The sequence below is a fragment of the uncultured Chitinophaga sp. genome, from assembly GCF_937898475.1.
GTDB lineage: Bacteria > Bacteroidota > Bacteroidia > Chitinophagales > Chitinophagaceae > Chitinophaga.
Map to the genome: position 1 here is coordinate 1 of NZ_CALEJS010000032.1, position 20,124 is coordinate 20,124.

At 51.4% G+C, this 20,124-nt stretch carries 15 protein-coding genes; 6 read left to right on the top strand and 9 right to left on the bottom strand.

What is annotated here, in order from left to right:
- Positions 1-150: 150 nt before the first annotated feature.
- A complete protein-coding gene (locus Q0577_RS19570) occupies positions 151-1,071 on the bottom strand; it encodes a TIM barrel protein (protein ID WP_298739285.1) in 921 nt (306 codons plus the stop codon).
- A 170-nt stretch (positions 1,072-1,241) separates the two neighbouring features.
- Here Q0577_RS19570 and Q0577_RS19575 point away from each other — a divergent pair, with 170 nt between their 5' ends.
- From Q0577_RS19575 to Q0577_RS19585, 3 genes are all read left to right on the top strand, one after another.
- Positions 1,242-2,183 carry a formylglycine-generating enzyme family protein gene (locus tag Q0577_RS19575; protein ID WP_298739288.1) on the top strand — a complete coding sequence of 314 codons (942 nt, stop codon included), beginning with the start codon at positions 1,242-1,244 and terminating at the stop codon, positions 2,181-2,183.
- 45 nt (positions 2,184-2,228) lie between these two features.
- On the top strand, positions 2,229-3,569 hold the full coding sequence (locus Q0577_RS19580; protein ID WP_298739290.1) for a Gfo/Idh/MocA family oxidoreductase: 1,341 nt from the start codon (positions 2,229-2,231) through the stop codon (positions 3,567-3,569).
- A 75-nt stretch (positions 3,570-3,644) separates the two neighbouring features.
- On the top strand, positions 3,645-4,970 hold the full coding sequence (locus Q0577_RS19585) for a D-alanyl-D-alanine carboxypeptidase (protein WP_298739291.1): 1,326 nt from the start codon (positions 3,645-3,647) through the stop codon (positions 4,968-4,970).
- A gap of 7 nt (positions 4,971-4,977) precedes the next feature.
- Here the strand turns inward: Q0577_RS19585 and Q0577_RS19590 are convergent, their stop codons facing one another.
- The 4 genes from Q0577_RS19590 to Q0577_RS19605 form a co-directional block, all read right to left on the bottom strand.
- Complete coding sequence (locus tag Q0577_RS19590) at positions 4,978-5,637, bottom strand: hypothetical protein (protein ID WP_298739293.1); 660 nt, start codon at positions 5,635-5,637, stop codon at positions 4,978-4,980.
- 177 nt (positions 5,638-5,814) lie between these two features.
- Entirely contained in the window at positions 5,815-7,269 is a 1,455-nt protein-coding gene (locus Q0577_RS19595; RefSeq protein WP_298739295.1) for a Gfo/Idh/MocA family oxidoreductase, read from the bottom strand.
- A 39-nt stretch (positions 7,270-7,308) separates the two neighbouring features.
- Positions 7,309-7,995 carry a gluconate 2-dehydrogenase subunit 3 family protein gene (locus tag Q0577_RS19600; RefSeq protein WP_298739297.1) on the bottom strand — a complete coding sequence of 229 codons (687 nt, stop codon included), beginning with the start codon at positions 7,993-7,995 and terminating at the stop codon, positions 7,309-7,311.
- Between the two features lie 62 nt (positions 7,996-8,057).
- The gene (locus Q0577_RS19605) at positions 8,058-9,797 is read right to left on the bottom strand and encodes a GMC family oxidoreductase (RefSeq protein WP_298739299.1); all 1,740 of its coding nucleotides are present in this window, start codon (positions 9,795-9,797) and stop codon (positions 8,058-8,060) included.
- Between the two features lie 96 nt (positions 9,798-9,893).
- Here Q0577_RS19605 and Q0577_RS19610 point away from each other — a divergent pair, with 96 nt between their 5' ends.
- Positions 9,894-11,363, top strand: coding sequence for a gluconokinase (locus tag Q0577_RS19610; RefSeq protein WP_298739301.1), 1,470 nt, complete (start codon positions 9,894-9,896; stop codon positions 11,361-11,363).
- A 47-nt stretch (positions 11,364-11,410) separates the two neighbouring features.
- Here Q0577_RS19610 and mutL read toward each other — a convergent pair whose 3' ends face one another.
- Complete coding sequence (mutL, locus tag Q0577_RS19615) at positions 11,411-13,294, bottom strand: DNA mismatch repair endonuclease MutL (RefSeq protein WP_298739302.1); 1,884 nt, start codon at positions 13,292-13,294, stop codon at positions 11,411-11,413.
- 200 nt (positions 13,295-13,494) lie between these two features.
- Here mutL and msrB point away from each other — a divergent pair, with 200 nt between their 5' ends.
- On the top strand, positions 13,495-13,965 hold the full coding sequence (gene msrB, locus Q0577_RS19620) for a peptide-methionine (R)-S-oxide reductase MsrB (protein WP_298739303.1): 471 nt from the start codon (positions 13,495-13,497) through the stop codon (positions 13,963-13,965).
- A gap of 114 nt (positions 13,966-14,079) precedes the next feature.
- Complete coding sequence (locus tag Q0577_RS19625; protein ID WP_298739305.1) at positions 14,080-14,616, top strand: SRPBCC family protein; 537 nt, start codon at positions 14,080-14,082, stop codon at positions 14,614-14,616.
- A 9-nt stretch (positions 14,617-14,625) separates the two neighbouring features.
- On the opposite strand, the gene Q0577_RS19630 is transcribed toward Q0577_RS19625, so the two are convergent.
- Genes Q0577_RS19630 through Q0577_RS19640 form a run of 3 tightly spaced genes read right to left on the bottom strand, consistent with a single transcriptional unit; the run spans position 14,626 to position 20,099 of the window.
- The gene (locus tag Q0577_RS19630; RefSeq protein WP_298739306.1) at positions 14,626-15,924 is read right to left on the bottom strand and encodes a TolC family protein; all 1,299 of its coding nucleotides are present in this window, start codon (positions 15,922-15,924) and stop codon (positions 14,626-14,628) included.
- A gap of 2 nt (positions 15,925-15,926) precedes the next feature.
- The gene (locus Q0577_RS19635) at positions 15,927-18,998 is read right to left on the bottom strand and encodes an efflux RND transporter permease subunit (protein ID WP_298739309.1); all 3,072 of its coding nucleotides are present in this window, start codon (positions 18,996-18,998) and stop codon (positions 15,927-15,929) included.
- A gap of 36 nt (positions 18,999-19,034) precedes the next feature.
- Positions 19,035-20,099: an efflux RND transporter periplasmic adaptor subunit gene (locus tag Q0577_RS19640; protein WP_298739310.1), complete on the bottom strand. Its 1,065-nt coding sequence runs from the start codon at positions 20,097-20,099 to the stop codon at positions 19,035-19,037.
- Positions 20,100-20,124 lie beyond the last annotated feature (25 nt).

Here is a 20,124-nt window from a genome sequence, read left to right on the forward strand (position 1 = left end):
AGGCATGCCTTGTTTTGCCAAACAGTCGGCATAACATCACCAATTTCTGATTGGATTGGGTTTCAGCCGGATCAGTCATTAAATAACGAGGGCGTATCAAAACTGATACACCCTCTTGTTATTTTAAACCAAAGTCAGAATTGCCTTTACTTAAGCCAGGAAGTTATCGCATTCGCGATAGGCTTTGATCAGGGCTACTTCTCCTTCCTTGCCCTCGTGGAAGTTGCCGTGCTCCATACCCAGCACGCCCTTGTAGCCTTTTTCGTGCAGGTGTTTGAAGATGTTCCTGTAGTTGATCTCACCGGTGCCCGGCTCTTTACGCCCGGGATTATCACCGATCTGGATATACGCAATTTCGCTCCAGCACATATCCATCATGGGAATAAGATGGCCGGTATTACGCTGCATATGGTAAATATCATACAGGATCTTGCAGGAGGGACTGTTTACGGCGCGGCAGATCTCATAGGTCTGATCTGCAGTGCGCAGGAAGAGCTCCGGCGTGTCGCTGAGCGGTTCCAGCACCATTACCAGTCCGCTGGGCTCCAGTACTTCGGCGCCGGCCCGCAGGGCATCTATAACATTCCCGGTTTGTACGCCAATGGGCAGTTTACGTTCAAAAAAGCCCGGCACTACCGTGGCCCATTTGGCATTTACGCGTTTGGCAGCATCTACGGCAGTGCGGCAGGTCTTTAAGAAATTATCTTTGAATTCCTGTTTGCCGGTGGTCAGAGAAACTTTCCAGTTATCGCCACTGTCTATTACAAACACGCCCATGGTCATACCCAGTTTGGCGAGCAGGTTGCCGATCTTTTCCTGCATGGCAGTATCCCTTTTCAGCAGGCCATTGTCTTCAATGGCACGGAAACCCTGATCATGCATAAAGCGGATCTGGTCAAGGAAATCAGCGCCGGCGCTGTTCTTGAACATGCCATCATGCGGGGCATAGTTCATATTAAAGGTCTTTTCCGCTTTTGCTGCTGCAGGGCCGGTGGCCGCCTGAACGCCGCCAAAAGCCAGGGCAGAGATGCCCGCCAGGGTGCCTTGTTGCAGGAATGTTCTTCTTTCCATAACGTTTAACAGGTTAAATGTAGATGATACAGGCTTAAATTTAATAATTCATCCCATCATATTCTATCCCGTCAAAATAATATTGCATTCCATCCTCAGATTTAATAATTTACCTTCTCATCTTTTTCAGCTACATGATGGAAAAACTGACAGCAGTAACTTTAGGCTTGTTGTTGACTCAAACCGTACTGGCACAACAGGGTGGTAACGGTAACACAGCCTTTACCTCGTATGAAGAAAAAATACCCGGAACAGAGATCGCATTCAAAATGGTGCCTATTGCGGGCGGATCTTTTACCATTGGCAGTCCTGCCGGAGAAAAAGGCCGCGGCACCGATGAAGGCCCGCAGAAAAAGGTGACCATCGCCCCTTTCTGGATGGGCGCCTGTGAAGTGACTTTTGACGAATACGATGTATATGCGGATCCTGAAAAAGATAAAACCCCCGTTCCCGACGGCATGACAAGGCCCAGCCCTCCCTATATAGATCTTACTCTTGGTATGGGTAAAACCGGCGGATATCCTGCCAACAGTATGAGCCAGTATGGCGCCCTGTCTTATTGCCGCTGGCTGTACGTAAAGACCGGGGTTTTCTACCGGCTGCCCACTGAAGCTGAGTGGGAGTACGCCTGCCGTGCGGGCGCCACTACCGCCTATCCTTTTGGTGATGAGGAAGGACAGCTGAAAGAATATGCCTGGTACGCCGCCAACAGCGAGGGAAAATATCACAAAGTAGGGCAGCTGAAACCAAATGCATGGGGCCTGTATGATATGCTGGGTAATGTGGCAGAATGGACGCTGGACCAGTACGATGCCCGGTTCCTGGAGCATGCCGAAGCTACTGACCCATGGAACAAGCCCACCAGCAAAACGCCCCGTACCATTAAGGGTGGTAACTACCAGGACGATGCCGGCAAAGTACGCAGCGCCGCCAGGTTAAGATCTGATCCCAACTGGAACCGCCGCGATCCGCAGATACCTAAGAGCAAATGGTGGAATGCAGACGCACCCTTTATCGGTTTCAGGATAGTACGGCCCGTAAAGCAGCCTACAAAAGAAGAAGCGGAACAATTCTTTGCCGAAGTTCTCGACAAATACGTTGGAGCCCGCTGAGGAAATTAATTATTAATTGATTCTAACCGCTATAAAAACGCATGTATGAAGAACGAAAAACAAACATTCCACGATCAGGGCCGCAGGGACTTTATGAAGCAGTCTGGCTTACTGGCCGGCGGCCTGCTTGCGATGCCTGTACTGAGCCACGCCAATTACTTCTCCGGCGCGAAAGATACCATTAAGATTGCCCTTATAGGTTGCGGTGGCCGTGGAACCGGCGCCGCTACGCAAGCATTAAGCACAAAAGAAAATGTAGAGCTGGTGGCTATGGCAGATGCCTTTGCCGACCGGCTGAAAGATAGTTACAACAATATTAAGGAGGCCCTGGAAGAACAAGGCAAGGCAGACCGTCTGAAGGTGACAGAAGAGCACAAGTTTGTTGGTTTTGATGCCTACCAGAAAGCCATAGCACTTGCAGATGTGGTGGTGCTGGCTACCCCTCCCGGGTTCCGTCCCATTCATTTCGAAGAGGCCATCAAACAGAATAAACATGTATTTATGGAAAAGCCCGTGGCCACGGATCCTGCCGGTATCAAGAAAGTGCTGGAGGCGGCAGAACAGGCTAAGGCTAAAAAGCTCAATGTGGTAGTAGGCCTGCAACGCCGTTACCAGAACTCCTACCGTGAACTGTACAAACGCGTGCAGGATGGTATGATAGGCGATATCCTCTCCATGCAGGTTTGGTGGAACCAGGGCGCTTTGTGGATAAGGCCACGCAAACCCGAGTATACGGAAATGGAATACCAGATGCGTAACTGGTACTACTTCAACTGGCTGTGCGGCGATCATATTGTAGAGCAGCACATCCACAACATTGATGTTGGCAACTGGTTCAAGAACGCAACACCCGCATCTGCCGTTGGTATGGGCGGCCGTGCCGTACGCACCGGTAAAGATACCGGTGAGATCTTTGACCACCACTACGTAGAATACCGTTATGCCGACGGTGTGGTGATGAACAGCCAGTGCCGCCACTGGAAAGACAGCGCCAGCCGGGTAGACGAAGAGATAGTAGGCACCCGGGGCCGTATCATCTGCGATAAAGGGCTGATACAGGACCACAAAGGAAAAGTGCTGTACCAGTTTGATAAAAAGAAGGAAAACAATCCTTATCAGACAGAACACGATGAGCTGTTTGCTGCCATTGCCAAAGGCGAATACAAGTTCTGGGATGCTGAACGTGGGGCGCAGGCCACCCTCTCTGCCATCATCGGCCGTATGGCCACCTATTCAGGGCAAATTATACCCTGGGACAAGGCACTGAACTCAGGCATTAACCTGCAACCGGCCACTTATGCATTTGACGCCAATCCGCCGGTAATGCCGGACAGTGATGGTTTCTATGCCTACGCAAAACCAGGCACCACCCGCTATTTCAGCTAAACATTATTATACTACCAGGAAACCTTATGCTCCGGGATGTCACCAACTCCCGGAGCTTTTCTTTAAACATCGCACATGAACAACAAGGTTACACTCACCTTATTCCTTTCTGTACTGTTATTGCAAGTAACAGCCCTGCAGGCGCAGCAGCCGGGCATCCGTAAACCAGCGCAGGTACTGCTGAACAACCCGGCCATCAAACAGGCGCACGTAGGTATCTGCATCTACGATCCCGCCAGCCAGAACTATTGGTACCAATACCAGGCGGACAAGTACTTTACGCCGGCGTCCAATACCAAGATCTTCACCCTGTTCACCGGCCTGCAGTTACTGGGCGACAGCCTGCCGGGTATGCGATACCTGGAAACTGATTCTGTTCTGTACATAAAAGGTACTGCCGATCCCTCCTTCCTGCATCCGGATTTTATTACACAACCCGTAATGCAGCTGCTTACGCAAACGGATAAACGTATTGTACTGCTGCCTGCCGTTAACACCAATAAACGTTTTGGCCCGGGATGGGGCTGGAGCGATTATGCAGACTACTACCAGCCCGAGCTGAATGAGTGGCCCATCTACGGCAATGTGGCCCGCATCAGGCATCACCGGGATACCATCAGTATAACCCCCCCTGAGTTCAGCGATCCTGAACATTTCAGCTGGCAGCGGAATGATACGCTGGAAGAGGCCTTTACAGACAGGGATGAACGCAGTAACCGGTTCTCCCTGCAGTTTGCAGGCAATGACTACGGACCATTACTGGCTGAAGTCCCGTTTATCACCGGCAGCCTGCAGGACATTGCCAGGCGCCTGCAGGACACCCTGCATAAACCGGTGTATGCAGCGGAAGGCTCGCCGCAATTAAACGACGCTGCCTTTAAGATCTTACACAGTCAGCCGGTAGATACTTTATTTACCCCGATGATGCATCGCAGTGATAACTTCTTTGCTGAACAGATACTGATGATGTGCGCGGCGAGGCAGTGGGATACGATCAGCACCGCAAAGACGATCGGGTATATGCAGCGGGATTACCTGCGGTTTCTGCCCGATACGCCGAAATGGGCAGATGGTTCGGGGCTATCGCGGTACAATCTATTCACTCCCAGGGATTTTGTGAGCGTGCTGACAAAGATGCGTCAACAGGTGCCGGAAGCAAGGTTGTGGAGCATATTTCCTACAGGGGGTAAGGGCACATTACGCAATTACTACCCGGGGCAGTTTGTGCATGCCAAAACAGGCACCCTGAATGGCTGTGTAGCACTGAGCGGCTACCTGGTAACTAAGAAGGGTAAAACGCTGGTGTTCAGCGTGCTGGTAAATAATCACACCAACAATTCCTCTGCTGTTGTAAGAAGGGCGGTAGAGAAGTTCCTCACTGCTGTAAGGGATCAGTATTGATTGATCCCTATTGGATATTGTAGCTTCTGAGACGGGTGGTATCTTCGGCCTGGTCTGCCTGTATCAGGCCAATATCTTTGGCGTAATAGTTGGTAACCAGGGTGCCCAGCGAAATAGTTTGTCCCAGTACTCTGGTGGCTGCTGCCAGTCTTACTGCTATTACTTCGGTATAGTCCAGGTCAAATACACGTTTGTTGATCCCTTTCTGGGTAATGGTGTACGTGAGATATACGTTTACGTTAACACCGCCATCCTTTACGGTAACGGTATCAGACCAGCTGCTGCCAACCGGCACAAAATCTTTCAGGTAAACGGAGGTTATGCTGTCCACAGAATATCCCATATACGAAAGGCCTTTTACCAGCTGGCGGTAGGTGCCGTTATCGCAACGGTCGTAAGTGGTGGCGGTGTCTGAAGAAAGCTTTTTATAAGACAGCCCGTTGATGGTGCTATCACCTGTAACCGTAACGGTGAAGTAGTTGGTATCACCTGTTTCACCTCGGTAGGTCTCATAGTTATACGTAGAGCCACTGGTATAGGGGGCATACCCGCAGGTACTGGGAATTGTTCCGGGAGATTCACCCTCACGGCTTACCTCCTTTTTACAGGCCCATAAGATCAGACCGCCTATCATCAAGGCAAGCGGCCAAAAGTAATTTCTCCGCATATAACTGGGATATGGTTTGGCGATGTAAAAATAGTATTCGTATTGTACTAAACGAAAATCACACCAGGAATATTTTAATATGATGATCTGCGGGGGGCTAAAAAGAAAGTGCGGATCTGAGCAAACTGCCTTGTGCAGGCAGCTGCAGATCCGCACATCAGTATATAGACCAATTAATTACACACCCAGGCTCCAGCCGTCGCGGTATTGGCGCTTCACGAACTGGTTGGCCTCGTCAAAATTGGTGATCTTCATGGCTTCGCCATCCCACAGCAGTTTAATATAGCGGCCGGGGAAGCTGGATTTGCCGTTCACTTCTTTCTTGATATCGAAGCTGCGGATGGCGAGGTTGCTCATCAGCACGGTTTCGGTAAGCGGGCCGGCTATGGTGAAGGGAGAGCTGAGGGCTTTTGCCTTATCGCTGTTATAACCGGCAATAGCGGCATTTACCCATTGCTGGTAGTGGCCTTCGGGCACACGGGCAATAGTTTTCGGCACATTTACCTGCTGGTTGCGGGATGTGGGCAGCAGGCTGGGGAACATACCATAGGTTCCGCACATCATTTTGCCTTTATCGCCTATGAACAGGGCGCCGTTACCGCCGTCGCCCATCCTTTCGTTGGGGCCCAGCTCTTCGGGGCGCTCAGGCTGAATGCCACCGTCCATCCAGTGCATGGTCACATCTTTACCGTTCCTGCCCTTGAACTTCAGCGTAACGTGAGAAGAAGGCGGGCAGCTTTCAGGGAAATAGCCGCGTTTGAACTCATCCACATAAACGCTGCCTACGCTGCACTCTACGGCAGTAGGGTAGCCCAGGTCCAGCACGCGGAAGGGCGGCTCAATGATATGACAGCCCATGTCGCCGATGGCGCCGGTACCGTAATCCCACCAGCCGCGCCAGTTGAAGGGCACTAACTTATCTATATAGTCCCTGTAGGGGGCAGTACCCAGCCACAGATCCCAGTCCAGTTCTTTAGGCACTTCTGCCTTTGCCTGGGGCCAGGGAATACCCTGCGGCCATACGGGACGGTCTGTCCAGCAGTATACGGTGTGCACATCGCCCACCAGGCCTGCTTTGTACCATTCCATCAGCTGGCGAACGCCATCGCCGGAGGAGCCCTGGTTACCCATCTGGGTCACCACTTTATAACGTTCAGCTGCTTTGGTAAGCATACGTGCTTCGTAGATATCGTGGGTAAGCGGTTTTTGCACATATACGTGCTTGCCCAGCTGCATGGCAGCCATGGCGGCCACGGCGTGCTGGTGATCTGGCGTGGAAACAGAGACCGCGTCAATGTTCTTGTGCTCTTTTTCCAGCATAACGCGGAAGTCTTTATAGAATTTCGCTTTCGGGAACGCTTTCACGGAATTGGCCGCGCGGCGCTCATCCACATCGCACAGAAACGCAATATCTGCGGGGCCTTTGGCAAATTCGGCAATATCGCTCTGCCCTTTACCGCCAACACCTATACCGGCAATGCGGAGGCGATCGCTGGGCGCTATATATCCTTTACCTCCCAGTACATGACGTGGAATGATCATAAAGCTGGCGGCGGTTAATGCGCCATTCTTTAGGAACGATCTGCGGGAAACGGAATTTGAATTTTCCTGGTTATTCTTTTCCTGGACCATGAGTAACAAAAATTTTGGATAATATAATTAAAAAAGATTTTAATCCCATGTCATCAGCTTGCCTCTGTCCTCCATTTTGAGGTAAAGCGGCAGCAGTTTCTCATCATAAGCCAGCCCGTACTGTTTCAGTACATCATCCGGCACCCCATCCCATTCATTCGGCGTGTTACCAACGTAGCCCAGGTCTTTTATACCTATCTTGCTGGTAAAGAAGCCGGTAGCGGTCAGGTTGCGCAGTGTGCTGAAGAACATCACCCCCTGGCTTGTTTCGGGGGTGGCTTTTTCCGGGTAGGCAATGACGTCCAGCACAGCGGTTTGCTGCTGGGCGTTACATTCTACAAAGATCTTTTTATGATGCTTGAGGCAGAACACATCCAGCCAGCGAAGTCCGCCGCGCAGCGGCAGCTGGTAGCGGGGCTGGTCTTTTGCCATGAACTCAATGAAATCAGGCACACCGGCATCCACCGCACTGCCCGAACGCTCGTCTGCCGGGATGATGAGGGCCACCAGCGCCGTGATGGTTTTCATCTCCGCATTGGTAAAGAACTTATCGCCCATCAGTCTGGCATCCCTTTCCTTTTCTTCGGCGGTGCGGCCATACACTTCAGCACCGGCGCCATCCTTCGTTTCCTTTACGGTCGTCTTATTGTCCTTACAGGCGGCGAGGAAAGTGCTTACAGAAAAAGACCCGACAGCCAGGGCTTTGAGGGACTCTCTTCTATCCATGTTTAGTCAGTTTAATTACTAGTCCTTGGTTAAAGCAGCTGCTAATGACCAGGGACTGATTTTTACAAATTCTGTTTCTTCAGCTCATCTATAATATACTCAGAGGCGCGCATAGAGAGGGCCAGGATGGTCCAGGTAGGATTTTTATCTGCCTGGGACACAAAGGGGCCTCCATCTACCACAAAGAGGTTCTTCACCTCATGCGCCTGGTTGTATTTGTTGAGTACAGAGCGTTTCGGATCATTGCCCATACGGGTGGTACCTACTTCATGTATAATACGGCCGGGTGTTTCCAGGCCATACATGGTATCGGCGCCGGGTTTGTCTCCAAGGGGCACCCCGCCCAGTTCGTGAATGAGCTGCTCAAAAGTATCCTGCATGTGCTTTGCCTGTTTGATCTCATGGTCGCTCCAGGTGTAGTTGAAACGCAGTACGGGTATACCATATTTGTCTACTACATTCGGATCGATCTCACAGTAATTGTCTTCACGGGCAATACACTCGCCGCGGCCTGCAAATCCAATGGTGGCGCCATAGAAACGGCGGTAGTCGTTCTTCAGGGACGCGCCGTAACCGCCGGCCTGTTTGGTTTCTCCGGCAGGAACGCCGTACTTGCCATTCAGGCGCTCAATACCAAAACCGAAACCATACATGGGCATATGCATACCGCCACCCAGTTCAACGTGATACCCGCGGGCAAAGTCCAGTTTCTTGTTATCCAGCCACCACGGAATATAAACGTGCATACCGCCCACGCCATCTTCATTATAGCGTTTACGGTCCATCAGCTGCGGAAGGAATGCCCCGCGGGATGAGCCGGTAGAGTCATGCAGATATTTGCCCACCACGCCGCTGCCATTGGCAAGGCCGTTGGGGAAGGTAGCAGATTTAGAGTTGAGCAGCAGACGGGCGGATTCACAGGCGCTGGCTGCCAGTACAATTACTCTGGCCTTAACCTGGTACTCCTGCAGGTCTGTTTTATCAACATAGGAAACGGCGGTTGCCTTTCCTTTATCATCTGTTATTACTTCGCGCGCCATTGCGTTGGTGTAGAGATCAACATGGCCCGACTTCATGGCTGGTTTTACCAGGCAGGAAGAGGAGGAGAAGTCGGCATACACGGTACAGCCGCGGTTACACTGGCTGCAGTAAAAACAGGCGCCGCGGTCCTTGTTCACCGAACGTGTTAACATAGACATACGGGCAGTAATTACCGGGATGCCTAAACGTTCGCCGGCACCCTTGATCATCAGCTCGTGCAGGCGCGGTTTGGGCGGAGGAAGGAAGTAGCCGTCCGGTTCATTGAAGATGCCTTCTTTGGTACCAAATACGCCGATCATCTTGTCTACGCGGTCGTAAAAAGGTTTTACGTCGTCGTAAGAGATGGGCCAGTCATCACCCAGGCCATCATAACTTTTGTGTTTGAAGTCGCGGGGACCGAAGCGCAGTGATATACGTCCCCAGTGATTGGTACGTCCGCCCAGCATACGCGAGCGGAACCAGTCGAATTGCGTGCCGTTCTTTGTGGTGTAAGGCTCTCCTTCAATTTCCCAGCCGCCGTAGGCAGCGTCAAAATCGCCGAAGGGGCGGGTAGTGGTTGCTCCGCGGCGGGGAGACTGCCAGGGCCACTTTAACTGGGTGGCCTGTTCCGGGTCTGCCGGGTCGTATTTTGGCCCTGCTTCCAATAACGCCACTTTTAGTCCTGCGTCTGATAAAATCTTGGCGGCCATACCGCCACCGGCTCCTGAACCTACAATACAGACATCATAGACCTTGCCTTGCTGCTTTATTTCAAATGCCATAATACGTGGATATGTTTTGACTCATAAAAGGCTTTAAATCTATAAATTAAACGTAGAAAATGAAAGGTGTTTTTTATTTTGAGAACCTTTTAAGGTATGAGCAGCCCATTAATTTACATGATCGGCGCCGATATTGGCACCGGAAGCACCAAAGTGATAGCCCTGTTGCCAAACGGCAGCGTGCAGGCGGTTCAGCAGCAGGCATATAGCACTCATTTGCCCCAGCCGGGGTATAGTGAGCAAAACCCGGAAGATATTTTACGGGCGGTTAAACACGGGATCAGGGAGGTAGTGCGGCAGATGGGCGCCGCACCGGCGGCAATTTCATTCAGCAGTGCCATGCACAGCGTGATGGCAATGGATGCACAGCACCGGGCACTGACGCCGCTGATCATCTGGGCGGATAACCGCAGCCAGGATATTGCCACCGCCCTGCAGCCCACAGCAGAGGGCAAGGCCCTGTACCAGCAAACAGGCGTGCCGGTACATCCCATGTCGCCGCTCTGCAAAATAGCCTGGTTGCGGGAAGAAGCGCCAGACCTGTTTCAGCAGGCACACATGTTCCTGGGTATCAAAGAGTATGTGCTGCATTGTTTTTCAGGGCGTTATGTTATAGATCATTCCGTAGCATCTGCCACCGGCCTGTTTGACATCCGCCAGCGGCAGTGGAGTAAAGACGCCCTGGCCTTTGCCGGTATTACGGCCAGCCAGTTACCGGAACCGGTTCCGGCAAATTATATATTACCCGGACTGCATCCAGCGGTTGCTGCCGATTTAGGCATACCGGCAAACACCCCGCTGGTAACAGGCGCCAGTGACGGCTGCCTGGCGCAACTGGGCAGCGGCGCCCTGGCGCCCGGCCATGCCACGCTTACCATTGCCACCAGTGGCGCCATGCGGATGACGGTTCCCACACCGGTTGATGATCCCGAACAGCGCTTATTCAACTATATATTAGATAACAAACATTACGTTACGGGCGGTCCTGTGAACAACGGAGGCGTGGCCCTGCAATGGTTTGTAAGGGATTTTCTGCAGCAACAGGGGCCGGAAGACCTGAACACCGCTATTGAACAGGCCCTGGTCATAGCGCCCGGCGCAGAAGGCGTAATATGTCTGCCCTACCTGCTGGGAGAGCGCGCACCGGTTTGGGACCCGCACGCCCGAGGGGCCTTCATCGGTATACAACCCCAGCATACCGCGCTGCATTTTATGCGCGCCCTCCTGGAAAGTGTGGCCTTCGGGTTGCTCAGCATAGGGCAGGCGTTGCAGGAAACAGCGGGGCCCATCAGTAAGATCTCTGTAAGCGGGGGCTTTACCCATTCGCCGGGCTGGATACAACTGATGGCAGACATCTTCCAGCAGCCTATGTACCTGGCGCAGCAGCACGATGCTTCGGCCCTGGGGGCCGCCATGGTAGGCTATGAGGCATTGGGATTGCCCTATACCAGTCCTGCAGCGGTGGAAGAGGCCGTATTTACGCCCCGTGAAGAAGGTAAGTACATATACCGGGAGCACTACCACCTGTACCTGGAACTGTACAAACGGCTGAAAGGCCTGCTCTGATAATACTATATTAACAAAAAGGCCGGGGAGCATACTATCATTACTCCTTAATTCCCTTTCTCGAACATACGGTTGATATCTGTCAGCTTGAAGGAAACATAGGTATACTTGCCGCCTGGTGATACATTGGGCATACTGCAGGCAAACAGTTCGTCAATAATATTCTGCATTTCACGGGTACTGAGCACCTTACCGGCCGGGATGGAATTGTTCCTGGCCATAGAGCGGGTCAGTTGTTCGCGTTTATTCACTTTCAGTTCGGCGCTGAAGTGTTTGAACTGTTCCAGCAGGCCTTCAATGCTGGCCTGTTCGTTACCGCTCTGGATGTCTGCGGGAGTACCCCGCACTACAAAAGTGTGGTTGCCAAAGGGCTCCATGTCATAGCCCAGCAGATGCAGATCTGGCAGCATTTCACTGATGAGGGCCGCATCTGCGGGTAGCAGCTGCAGGGTTTGCGGAAAAAGACTTTGCTGTGTGGGCATGGGCTTTTCCTGGAGGGCGCGCTGGTACCTTTCATACAGTATCCTTTCGTGCGCGGCCTGCTGGTCTATCAGGATGAAGCCGGATTTTATCTGGGAAAGAATGTATTGCTGGTGTACCTGTACGGGTACCTTGGTATCAGTAGCGGCCTCCTGCCAGCGCTCATCTATCACAGAGGCGGTGGAGGGGCGGTTCACAAACTCATTGTCATCGCCATTGGCGGCCGGCATTGCTGCAGCGGGGCGGTTAAAATCAGACCTGCCGATCTCATAAATATCCTTCCAGTGTTTCAGGTTGCTCCCGCTGCTTTTATCGATCACGTGAGCCTGGTTGGCCTGGGTAAACGTTTTGTACAGGGAGCCGCTGGCAGAGCGTTGCTGCTGCTGTTCTGTAAAGGGTTTACTCACCGCGTCGAGCTGCTGAATGCCGGGGTCCAGGTCAAAGTCAAGCGTAGGCGTAACATTGAACTGGGCCAGGGCATGTTTAACGGCAGACTGCACGAAGGCGTACAATATCTTTTCGTCGTCAAACTTTATTTCCTGTTTGGTGGGGTGCACGTTGATATCCACATGGGCGGGATCCAGGTCAATAAAGAGCACATACAGCGGAAAGCTGTCTGCGGGGATCATTTCCGAGAAGGCGCTCATAATGGCGTGGTGCAGGTAAGGGCTTTTGATAAAGCGGTTATTCACGAAGAAGAACTGGTCACCCCGGGTTTTCTTGGCCGTTTCCGGCTTGCCTACAAAGCCGTGTATGTTTACATAGTCTGTACTTTCCTTTACCGTTACCAGCCGGGCATTATAATGCTGTCCCAGGATGGCGATCACCCGCTGTTTGAGCGAGCCTTTTTCCAGGTAGAACATCTGCTGGCCGTTGCTGGTAAAGGTGAATTGCAGGTGCGGGAAGGCCATGGCCACCCGGATAAACTCATCTACAATGTGCCGCATTTCTGCAGCGTTGCTTTTGAGGAAGTTACGACGCGCAGGTACGTTAAAGAAAAGGTTCTTCATGGCAAAGCTGGTGCCTTCTGCTGTCTGGCAGGGCTCCTGTTTGCGTACCACGCTGTTGTCTATTTCTATATAAGTGCCGATGGGGGAATCGTGCCGGCGGGTTTTGAGGGCTACCTGCGCCACGGCAGCAATAGAGGCCAGCGCTTCGCCACGAAAGCCCATGGTGCGGATGCCGAAAAGATCATCAATAGACCGGATCTTGGAAGTGGCATGGCGCTCAAAGCACATGCGTGCATCTGTTTCGCTCATCCCGGCGCCGTTGTCTATCACCTGCACCAGTTCCTTACCTGCATCGCGGATAATGAGTTGAATTTCTGTTGCACCGGCATCCACCGCATTTTCCAGGAGCTCTTTCACCGCAGAGGCGGGTCGTTGGATCACTTCACCGGCTGCAATCTGGTTGGCAATATTGTCGGGTAGTAAATTTATGATATCGGCCACTTAAAACACCTTTTGGCGTAAAGTTAGGAATTATAATGCCATGCCCGAAAGAGAGAATTTTAACATACCGGTACAAGCCAGATTGGAGCGGTCTTTGTAACTTAATAGTAAAAAAGGATACCTTTATATAATAAAATCTGTTAACTTATAGTTTAACAGTGATGATTGAGCGTATATGCGTGTAAGAAAAAAATCCCACCATGCAAGAAGGAAAAAAGAACGAAATCTATTCCCGCAGCGATAGTGCAAAAGTAAGCCTGGATAATGTAGAATGGAAGAAGATATTGCCGGCGGATGTTTATCATATTGCCAGGGAGAAAGGAACAGAATGGGCATTCACAGGTAAATACTGGAACAGCAAGGAGAAGGGTACATATTACTGTGCTGCCTGCGGTAACCCGCTATTTGTATCAGACGCCAAGTTTGAAAGCAGCTGCGGCTGGCCTAGCTTTTTCCAGCCCCTGACAAAAACAAGCGTGATCTATGCGCCTGATAATTCTCACGGCATGCAGCGCACCGAGGTGATGTGCGGCCGTTGCAAAGCCCACCTGGGACATGTGTTTGATGACGGGCCCCCGCCTACCGGGCTTCGTTACTGTATCAATTCTGTGATACTTGATTTTGAAAAAGCCCAGGAGGCACAGAAAACCTACGATAATAAGAAAGAGTAGTATTTAAACTTACCATGGCTGCCAGCCGATACCGGAAGAAGGATGAGTGGCGCCCCGAACCGTCTTTGCAGCGGGAAATCACGTATATTTAGTTGAACTAAACCTTCAACTGTCATGAAAGTAGTTAAAATACTGCTCTGGATCATCGGCATCCTGGTTGTCGTATTTCTTATCCTGCTGTTTACGGCCCCTACAAAAATGCATATTGAACGGACTGTAGTGATCAACGCACCGGCCAACGTTATATGGCCGCATCTGGTAAAGTTCGAGGAGTTCAACAAATGGAATCCCTGGTATAAAATGGACCCGGGCGCTCAGCATACCCTCAGTGGTGAAGATGGTACGGTGGGCGCCGCCAGCACATGGAAGGGAGAGAAGATAGGAGAAGGAAAACTGGAGAATGTTTCGCTGGAGCCCTATACAAATGTGCAGCAAAAGCTGTATTTCATCAAGCCCTGGGAATCTGTTGCCAGCTGTTATTTCAAGCTGAATGAAGCAGAAGGTAAAACTACCGTGGCCTGGGGATTTGACTCCGAGTTTCCGCGCCCGCAGAACATCATGGGCCTGTTCATGGAAGGTTCGCTGAAAAAAGACTACGATAATGGCCTGCAGGAGCTCAAGCACCGGGCAGAAACAGCAGCGGTACGCTAAGACGGCATCTCAGTATTGCAACTGGTTGGCATAATATTTCAGCCGCAGCTCTGCGGCTTTGGCAGAGAAACTGACATTCACCAGCAGGTAACCCGCATTTTCAAAACTGTCCTGCGCATTTTTCAGATCTACAATGGTTGCCTGCTTCAGCTGGAAGCGTTGTAACACCAGGTCCAGTAATTTTCCGGAAAGGTCATAATTGGTTTTGGCCGTTTCCAGCTGTTGCAGGTTATTATTGTAAGCCTGCCAGTTCTTCACCGCGTTAGCCGTGTAATTCAGCACCAGGGTGTCTTTCTGTAATTGTGCATTCTTCACATTGATACCCGCTATTTCCGTTTGCTTTCTGAAGATGCTGCCATTGAAAATGGGAATGCTCACCCCCACGCCTGCAAAGGGTCCATAGCTTTGATTCAGGAGCGAGAAGCCTGCAGCATTCTTTGTATGGCTGAAGTTATATCCTGCATTGGCGCTCAGGGATGGGTAGCGCTGGGCGGCGGTTTCTTTTTCAATGTATTCGTTGATAGCGATCTGCTGGTCTGCCGCGCTGATGTCCGGGTTAGACTGTATGGCATTGATCACAGGTCCCAGTTCTACTGACCTGTCTACTACGATGGTATCGGATATATTGAGCGCAGAATCTGGTTTAAGGGTAAGCAGCGTAAGCAGGTCCGTTTTGGCTTGCGCAATCACCAGTTGTTGCGCCTGCAGGTTTTGCACCTGTGTATTAAGATCCACCTGTGCCTGGAACAGGTCTGCATTGTTGGCCACCCCTGCGCTTTGCTGCGCCTTAACGATCTCCAGCTTTTCGCGGGAAACATCTATTGAAGCGCTGAGCGTACGGGCATAGCTTTGCTGGCGGATGATATCGTAATACCGCAGCATTACATTATACACCAGGGTAAGCGCCCGGGAGTTGAGCTGTTGCCTGCTCTGTGATTCAATAAGCCCCAGGCGCCGGTGCGCATTTTGTACCTTGTTACCATTATAGAGCAGCATTGAGGCGTTGAGCGAAGCGCTCAGATTATTGGAAGAGGCATTGTTACTGGTTTTGTTATTGGCCGGGTTGGCATATTCCTGCTTAATGCTGGTTACCTGTTCCACATCCGTACCGGTGGCCGTAATTAGCGGCAGGCCGCCTGCCATGCCGTAGCTGTTGCTGATACCCGCGGCTGTAGTATTATTGCGGGCCAGCTGTATGCCCATGTTATTTCTCAGGGCAATCTCCACCGCATCGCGCAGGCTGAGCTGCTGCGCCTGCAAGGCGGCCGGAAAAAACAGGAAGGCGATATATAAGATCCATTTGTTCATGCTTATTCGTTTATTACGGGAACATGCGCTTTGTGCTTACCGGAAACGTAAGTGTATACGGCCGGTATTACAAAGAGCGTGAGCACCAGTGAAAATAAAATGCCGCCTACCACTACTATACCCAGGGGTATCCTGCTGGTGGATGCTGCGCCCAGGCTGAGGGCAATGGGCAGCGCGCCCAGGGAGGTGGCCAGGCTGGTCATGAGGATAGGGCGTAAACGCTGAGAGGCTGCTTCTATCACCGCTTCGGTTTTAGACATACCGGCTTCCCGTTTCTGGTTGGTGAACTCAACGATCAGGATACCATTTTTGGTAACCAGGCCAATGAGCATGATCATACCTATTTCTGAAAAAATATTTAGTGTCTGATGAAATATCCACAGGCTTAACAGTGCGCCCGCCAGCGCCAGCGGCACAGTGAGCATAATGGTCAGCGGATCGATAAAACTTTCAAACTGTGCTGCCAGTACCAGGTAGATCAGGATCAGTGCTAAAGTGAATGCAAATACAATGTTGGAGGAACTTTCTGCATAGTCACGTGATGCGCCTGCCAGCGATGTGTGGAAACCGGAGTCCAGTAAACGGTTGGCAATAGCCTGCATAGCCTTTATACCATCGCCAATGGTTTTGCCCGGCGCCAGCGACGCAGATATGGTAGCATCCTTGTAGCGGTTAAAGTGATAGAGGGTAGAGGGACTGATATTGGTATTGATATGCACAACGGCGGAAAGGGAGATGTTATCACCATTCTTATTGCGCACATAAATATTAGTGATATCTGCCGGTGTATTTCTTTCCCCTCTTTCCATCTGCGCGATCACATAATACTGGTAGCCGTTCATGATGAAGTAGGCCAGCCTGCCCCCGCTGAAGGCTGATTGCAGGGCGGTGGCCACATCGCTGGTAGAGAGGCCCAGGTCTTTGATTTTGATCCTGTCAAAGCTGACTTCTACACCGGGTTTATTGAACTTCAGGTCTACATCCACATTAGAAAAGGTTTTATCCTTCCGCGCTTCATCCAGGAATTTCGGGATCACCGCTTTCAGTTTGTTCAAGTCCTGGTTTTGCAGCACGAATTGTACGGGCAGGCTGGTTTTGGATCCTGATCCCACCGCGATGGTTTGTTCCTGGATGGCGAAGATGCGCGCATCATTGAAGCGGCGCAGCTTTTGCTGCAGGTCGTTGGTAATTTCATTCTGGCTGCGGCTTCGTTCGCGCGGACTTATGAGACCGATACGGGGCTGGGAAGTATTCATTACCGTACCGTTGCCGCCGGGCGTTCTGGCAAATACAAAGTCGCGTTCGGGTATGGAATCATACAGGTAATTGGCAATGCGATCTGTTACCTGCTGCGTATAGTTAAAGCTGGATCCTTCGGGCAGTGTAACGGAGAAGCGGATGCTGCTGCGGTCTTCCAGCGGAGCGATCTCACTTTGGATGCTGCGGAGGATGAGCCAGATGATGATGCCGCAAACGGCAATGATCACCCAGGCCAGCCATCGTAATTTCATGAAGCCCTGCAGTATGCGCTTATAGCCGATTTCCATACCGGTAAAGAATGGCTCTGTTTTGTCGTACAGCCATCCATGCCCGGGTTTCTTCCGGTTCAGGTATACATTCAATACCGGCGTAATGGTGAGGGACACAAAGGCGGAGATGATCACGGCGGTGGCCAGTACCACTCCAAACTCGCGGAACAGGCGGCCCACAAAGCCCTGCAGAAAGAGCACCGGCATAAATACCACTGCCAGCGTGATGGATGTGGAAATAACGGCAAAGAAGATCTCCTTACTGCCTTCGAGCGCGGCCTTGTGAATGGGCATTCCCTGTTCCAGTTTGCGGAATATATTTTCCGTGACCACGATGCCGTCGTCCACTACCAGTCCTGTGGCCAGTACAATGCCCAGCAGGGTAAGGATGTTGATAGAGAAGCCTGCCACGTATACTACAAAGAAGGTAGCGATGAGCGAGATCGGAATATCTATCAGCGGCCGGATGGCGATGAGCCAGTTGCGGAAAAAGAAGAAGATCACCAGCACCACCAGTGCAAAGGCAATGAGCAGGGTTTCCTTTACTTCTGCCAGCGACTGGCGGATGATACGGGTGTTGTCTATCAGCACATGAAATTCCACGTCAGTTTTATTTCCCTTTCTGATCTGCTCCAGCCGTTTGTTGAATTCATCTGCGATCAGGATATTGTTGGCGCCGGGTTGGGGAATGATGGCCAGGCCAATGGCGTTTACGCCATTGTATTTCCAGCTTTGTTCTTCTATCTGCGGGCCCAGTTCCACCCGCGCCACATTGCTCAGGCGAATAATGCCGCTGCTGTCTTCGCGCAGGATAAGATCACGGAAATCCTTTTCAGTAGTAAGGCGGCCCAGGGTATTGATGGTAAGTTCAGTATTGTTGCCGTATACCTTACCGGCGGGCAGCTGTACGTTCTCGTTATTAAGCGCGGTACTGATATCGTTAAAGGCAATATTGTAGGCGTTCATTTTGGCCTGATCCAGCCAGATGCGCATAGCGTAGCTCTTATCGCCAAACACATTAACGGAGCTTACCTGGTCGATGGTCTGCAGTTGCTGCTGCAGCACGTTATCTGTATAATCGCTCAGCTCCATGAGGCTTTTGGTATGGCTTTGTACGGCAAGGATCAGGATAGGATCGCTGTTGGCGTCTGCCTTGGTCACTACGGGAGGGGCATCTATATCCAGGGGTAGAGAGCGGGTGGCCTGGCTTACTTTGTCCCGCACATCGCTGGCGGCGGCTTCCAGGTCCACACCCAGGTTAAACTCTACGGTAATGGAGCTATTGCCCAGGGAACTGGTGGATGATATGGTGCGGATGCCGGGAATGCCATTGATCTGTTTTTCCAGCGGTTCAGAGATCTGGCTTTCTATCACGTCCGGGTTAGCGCCGGTGTAGTTTGTGCTTACGGTGATCACCGGTGGGTCTATGGCAGGATAATCCCTTAAAGCGAGAAAGCTGTATCCAATTACCCCGAACAAAATGATCAACAGGTTCATCACTGTAGCCAGCACGGGGCGCTTCAGTGACAGTTCAGAAATATTCATGGTTACTGTCTTAAGTCTGGTTTCCGTCTAACGATGTTATTGCTGTTCTGCTGCCAGCTGGGTCAGCGTTTTTACGCTGCGTACTTTCAGTTTAGCACCCGGCCTGGCAAATAGCACGCCGGTGACCACTACCGTGTCACCGGGGTTTACACCTTCTGTTATTTCAATATTATTTGCTTCTCTTACGGCGGTGCGTACATCTGTAAAAGTGGCTTTGCCGTTCTTTACAAGAATGACCTGGTTGTTCTTATCGTTGGGGATGATGGCGTTGGTAGGCACCAGGATAGACTTTGCATCGGCTCCCGCGTTGATGTACACTTTTGCAAATGCGCCCGGGCGACCTTTGCCGTCCTCCAGCACGGCCCTCACTTTCAGGTTGCGGCTGGTGGGAGTGATCTGCGGCTCTGCAGCAATGATCTGTGCTTTGCGGTGAATGTTACCGGCTGCATCTAACATTACATCTGCTATTGCACCTTTCTTCACTACATTGCTGTATTGCTCCGGCAGGGTGAAATCCACCCTGATCTTATCCAGCTGCTGAATGGTGGCGATCACAGTAGCGGGACTTACATAGGCACCGATGCTTACCTGGCGCAAGCCAATGATACCATTGAAGGGTGCGCGGATAATGGTTTTATCTATCTGTGCCTGGGTATAATCTATATCTGCTTTTGTGCTGTTCACATTATTGAGGGCCAGGTCATAATCTGCCTGGTTGATGCCGTTAATGGCCAGCAGTTTGCGGTCGCGTTCTTCGGTTTTCTGATAAAGGTCCAGCTGTACTTTGGACTTTTCTAATTGCGCCTGGAGGTCTGCATCATTAATACGGGCAATGAGTGTACCTTTTGCGATCTGTGTGCCTTCGGGCACATTGAGATAGGTAATTCGGCCGCTTATTTCGGGATGCAGTTCTGCATATTCATTGGCCACAATGGTGCCGCTGGCCTCTATGGTATTGTTCACAGGGGTGGTGCTGGTCACAATGACGTCCACTATAGCAGGCGGATTGGGTGGAGGGGTAGCGTGCGGCGTTTCTGCTTTTCCCTTACAACCGGCAACCAGCACGTATGCTCCTAATATTCCGGTAATCAGTTTTGCCATTCAACAAAACTAGAGATAAGGGGAG